This window comes from Algoriphagus sp. (genome assembly GCF_029254265.1).
GTDB lineage: Bacteria > Bacteroidota > Bacteroidia > Cytophagales > Cyclobacteriaceae > Algoriphagus.
On record NZ_JAQWXX010000005.1, the window covers coordinates 1 to 4752 of the forward strand.

Genomic DNA, 4752 nt, shown 5'->3' on the forward strand with positions numbered 1-4752 from the left:
GCCTTTATGAGCAAAAAGAAGGCTTACCTAACCTGCGCAAAAGTTCGTCTGATTCATGCTTTTAGCAGGTATTTCATTTCTCATTATTCAAAAGATTGGAATTACGAATTTGGAAAACCTATCAATCAAGAAGATTTAATTGGTACCAATTTGACTTTTAGTCTTATTGTGATTCGAGGTTGGAGAAAAATGGGTTTTAAGGTTTCAAATGAGGATGTTGATCTGCTGATGAACTATTGGAAGTGGGTGGGAAAGCTGATGGGAATCGATACCAATTTTTGGCCGGATAATTCCAAAGAGGCTTTTGAACTGGAAAAACTAATCAGAAAGCGTCATTTGCGCCAATCAGATGCAGGGAACAGATTGATAACTGCCTTAGTCAATTATTACAAATCAACTATACCAGATCAATTAATCGCAGCTCAGGTAATCCCGATTCTAAATTTTTTCTTAGGAAAAGAAGCATCAAAAGCATTGAGTATTTATACTCCCCAACCGGTAAATGGAGAATTGCTGGGTTTGGTGTTCAAATTTAATGGGTGGAAAAACTATGGTTCGAATAAAAGCTATTCTCAAATCGCAAAGCAGTTTGAATTCAATCAAAAAGCAAGCTTTGGAAGAAAGCTAAGTATAAAACTCCCGGAGTTAAAGCGTTCGTAAACGAACACTTTTTTGTACGATTCAATTCATTCTTTTTTTGGCATTCCTTTAAATTAGCTTAAAAAGCCACTTTTTGACAAATGGCATCTTTTTCGTAATTCTACTGGCATGAAAGAAATCACCCGATGGATAAAGCAACTGCCTTTAGAATTGATATTCTGGATCGGAAGCCTTATTGCAATCTATTTCATCAATCCATATTCCGGAGATCATATGAGCCTTTGCCCATTAGATCAGTTGGGATTTGATTGGTGTCCTGGATGTGGATTGGGTCGTTCCATGAATCTACTTCTTAAAGGAGATTTTCAGGAATCCTGGTCGATGCATCCTTTGGCAATGTTCGCCTATTTGGTGATTTTCTCTCGAATTTGGACTTTAATAAACAACCTTAAAACAACACACAACTATGGCTAATGTATTGAGACATCTTCCAGAATTGGAAGGTATGGAACTTGGATATATCCAGGGACTGATGAAAAGCATGGACGAAGATCAGGCTTCTCTATTTGCTCAAGTATATCGTGCAAGAAGAAAAGACTCTCAAATGATTCTGATCTTGACATTACTTGGTTTCTTTGGATTCGCAGGTTTGCATCGATTCATCCTTGGACAGATTGGACTAGGAATCCTTTATATCCTCACTGTAGGTCTTTGTTTCATCGGTACGATCGTGGATTTGGTGAATTATAAAAGCCTTGCCTATGAATACAATATCAAGGTCGCACATGAGACTATGAATATGCTTAATGCTAACTACCCAGGTGAAACCAACTAATACCTGATTGAATACTTAACACCACCAACCAAAAGCCAGAAGAAATTCTGGCTTTTCTTTTTTGCACAGAAGAATGCATTACCAATCCTCTTCCTCGGGAGAAGATTTAATGACACCTACCAACGGTGTATTTTCGAAGACTTCCATTCCCTTCTCTGAAAAAATAACATGAATTTGATTCAATTTTTGATGCATCTTTTTTAAGGTCTCAAAATCAGGCTGCTGCACATGAAAGGGGATAGCCATTAGGTTTTCCTGATCTTTTGCAAAAGGCGGGGCAGGTTCACTAGAAAAAAAATATGGTAATAAGGTTTTAGCACAGCTGATACCCCACATATCGATTGGAAATTCATCAGAATAGTTATTCAATCGCTCACTTATTTCTTCAAAAAAACGGTCACTTTCTCCTAGTCTTAATCTCGAACCAGCTCTTGATTTTCCTTTGGTTTTCAAATATTTGATTTGACTTTTTCCTTGTTTTTGTCGAATCATGTAGGCCCTGAATACCTTGTGATCAATCATAACATCATTATGAAAATAGCCAGTGGAAGCAATTCCGGCTCGAATCATTACCAGTCCTAAATGGTGGTCATCCTTGGCTATTAGATTTCCTTCAGCATTAGGAAGCCGATTCCATGGAAGCATCACCTTGACCAGCCAATCCGTCGAATTCCAAAATTGAAGTTGGTGCTTGTCTGACAAATAATTCATTTCCAGATTCAATCCTTTCCCTTTTTGGATCAATTGAAAGTAAGATTCTAAACTAATCTTGGTCGGATTTGCGGAATTCATAATCAAGGAGAAGCAATTCAATTATATTTGTACAAATTAAACTTAAAATCAATGGAAGCCGAAATCGATCGATTAATAGCTAAAATGTCTGACCCTAACGAGAAAGAAGCCTATTTTTTCGCAGATAAAGTTGGGAAATTGGCTGATGAATCAGGTAGGGATCGATTGATCGAACTGGTAAAAGGAGATCAATGGGAGGTTGCGTATTTAGCTTGTCGAGCGCTTTCAAATTCAAGTTTTAATGAGGAATCCTTGGATGCAATTTTTGAAGCAATCAATGACAAAAAAAACAGGTCTCACCAAGGTGCTTTTGTTCAGGTTTTGGAATTGTTTGATTTAAGCCAGCGGTTTGTTGATATCTTCCGGGTTTATCTTTTTGGAAATTTCAAAGCCTCTACACTTGCCAAGGACTATTTAGATGAAGTGGAATTTGATATTTCCCCCCGCACGATAAGAAAAGCAGAAAAGCACTGGAATCACTACCTACATAATCCTGAAGATGAAGGAAGTCTTGCCATTAAAAGAATGGAAATCGAACCCATACTGTTGGAAATGAGAGAATTATTTTCTGAGGATTAGGCAACAAAATCAAAAATGTGCTGTTTAAATACTATGCGCAAAATTGATTTAGTCTCAATTCATGACCTTTTTTTTAAAGATTTTGGCTTTAAATTCATTGAATCCTTAATGCTTTTCGAAAAGGAATTTCCTCATGGAAAGCAGGTGATTTTTGTTCATTATACAGACTATTCAGATCAGAGTTTTTTGGAATACAACCTCGGAGTGAGGATTGATAAAGTAGAGATGATAATCCATAAGTTCCTGCCAACTTTAAAAGATTATGCGGAAAGGTCTATCACAATGATTCAAACGCTCAATAAAATTGGGAAGAAATTACCGAAGCGTTTTACAATTGAAAATGATTGGGAGTTGTCAGAAGCTATCATGAAGACTGAGTCCTTTTTTGTAACCGACGGGTTCAAGTGGTTGGATGAAATGATAAACCCTCTAAATCTTGAGCGTGCTTTCGTAGAACAAAGGAATAATTCCTTTAAAACCCAAAATTTTGTCTATAACGCATTTAGAGCAACAGCTCTTTGTAAAATTTATAATCCAAACGATTACCAGGAAGTGAGGAAAAGTTTTCTAACGCAAATCCAAGAAAAAGACATGACCCCATTTACCTTGGCTTCATTCTTACAATTTCTAGATTACCTAGATAACATGGATAATCTGGATTAATTCTGATTTTTTCGCTTAACACCCCTTACGGCCTCAGCTGAAATAGGATCATCTGGCCATTCATGCTTAGGATATCTCCTTTTCAGTTCTTTCTTTACTTCAAAATAACCATTGTTCCAAAAGCTCTTCAAATCCTGTGTGAGTTGTACAGGTTTATACCCCGGAGAAAGCATTTCGATCAGTAGTGGAATTTTACCATTATTTACCCTGGGGGTTTCCAGTAATCCAAAAAGCTCTTGTAGTCTAACCGAAAGGAGAGGAGCGTCACCGTCTGTTCTATATTCAATCTTAATTTCACTTCCTGATGGAACTCTTACCGTTGCTGGCGCAAGTTTATCCAATTGTTGCTGAAGCTCAAAATCAAGACTATGAAGTAAGATTTTGGAAATATTAAGTTTTTTAAAATCCTCATTTTTAGTGATTCCTGTTAGGTACGGCTCAAGCCAGTCTTCAGGTTTTTCACATAAGTTGGCCACTGACCAATCAGGCCAATCTTGGGCAGGATTCCACTTTCTGAGACTAGCTACTCTAAGAATCAGTTGCCCAGCATCGCCATCAAAATTCAATAAATATTCACCTTCTTCTCTAACTGCCTCCAAAATTGCTTGCGTGGCATCTCCCTTCTCAATTTTGGCCAAAGGACGACTCCCTAGCACAATGGCACCAATCCGAACTTCCGTCAATGCAACCAAACCACCTTTTTTTCGATCCCAAGAGATGATTTCTTTGGTCTTGACCATCGGCATCAGATCTTTGGGATTCAAAGGTGCTGCCATCCAGATTTTACCCATTCCTTCTCGAGCATCAAGATGAGCCACTGCAAGCCATGACTCATGTGCCAAATCATCTCGATGTCCTATTGCCGCGATTTTACCATTTGCGAGTTGAAATTGGGCATTATTTCCATGCTTGGCTGCAGCGATTCGCTCCGGATAAGCATAAGCCAATAGCAAGCCTGTTTGCCAAGGGTCAACAGGCGAGTTTTCTGGATCAATTTTAAACATCCGACGATAGGAAGCTGCGATCTTTTCAATTTTTTTAATTCGGGCAATACTTACTCCTCGACTTCTAAACCTACGTAGGGCCTCAATTCTCAAATTTAAATCAACTCCTGAATCCTGTGGCAAAGGATCTCGCTCTTCCAGAATAGCTGCAATGTCTGTTCCCAAACCTAGCTGACCATGTTGCTTCGCAAAAAGTAACATGTGGGCAATTCGGGGGTGACAGGGAACCGCATGAATTTCTTTTCCATGAGCAGTTAGATCTCCGTTTTGAATTGCCTC

At 38.4% G+C, this 4752-nt stretch carries 7 protein-coding genes; 5 read left to right on the forward strand and 2 right to left on the reverse strand.

Annotated elements, in window-relative coordinates; all coding sequences use genetic code 11:
• The 3 genes from P8O16_RS00380 to P8O16_RS00390 all read left to right on the forward strand — a co-directional run.
• A partial coding sequence (locus P8O16_RS00380; protein WP_300309697.1) for an oxygenase MpaB family protein occupies positions 1–660 on the forward strand: 660 nt, incomplete at its 5' end.
• Between the two features lie 108 nt (positions 661–768).
• A complete protein-coding gene (locus P8O16_RS00385) occupies positions 769–1074 on the forward strand; it encodes a DUF2752 domain-containing protein (RefSeq protein ID WP_075351283.1) in 306 nt (101 codons plus the stop codon).
• Complete coding sequence (locus P8O16_RS00390) at positions 1067–1435, forward strand: TM2 domain-containing protein (RefSeq protein WP_075351282.1); 369 nt, start codon at positions 1067–1069, stop codon at positions 1433–1435. The genes P8O16_RS00385 and P8O16_RS00390 overlap by 8 nt, the downstream gene beginning before the upstream one ends.
• A 78-nt stretch (positions 1436–1513) precedes the next feature.
• On the opposite strand, the gene P8O16_RS00395 is transcribed toward P8O16_RS00390, so the two are convergent.
• Positions 1514–2227, reverse strand: coding sequence for a hypothetical protein (locus P8O16_RS00395; protein WP_300309703.1), 714 nt, complete (start codon positions 2225–2227; stop codon positions 1514–1516).
• A 51-nt stretch (positions 2228–2278) separates the two neighbouring features.
• Between P8O16_RS00395 and P8O16_RS00400 the strand changes: the two genes are divergently transcribed.
• Entirely contained in the window at positions 2279–2806 is a 528-nt protein-coding gene (locus tag P8O16_RS00400; RefSeq protein WP_300309705.1) for a HEAT repeat domain-containing protein, read from the forward strand.
• Between the two features lie 108 nt (positions 2807–2914).
• Positions 2915–3469, forward strand: a complete 555-nt coding sequence (locus tag P8O16_RS00405; RefSeq protein WP_300309707.1) for a hypothetical protein — start codon at positions 2915–2917, stop codon at positions 3467–3469.
• Here P8O16_RS00405 and P8O16_RS00410 read toward each other — a convergent pair.
• Positions 3466–4752, reverse strand: a 1287-nt coding sequence (locus P8O16_RS00410; RefSeq protein ID WP_300309708.1) for an ATP-dependent helicase C-terminal domain-containing protein, incomplete at its 5' end; no start/stop codon positions are given. The genes P8O16_RS00405 and P8O16_RS00410 overlap by 4 nt on opposite strands.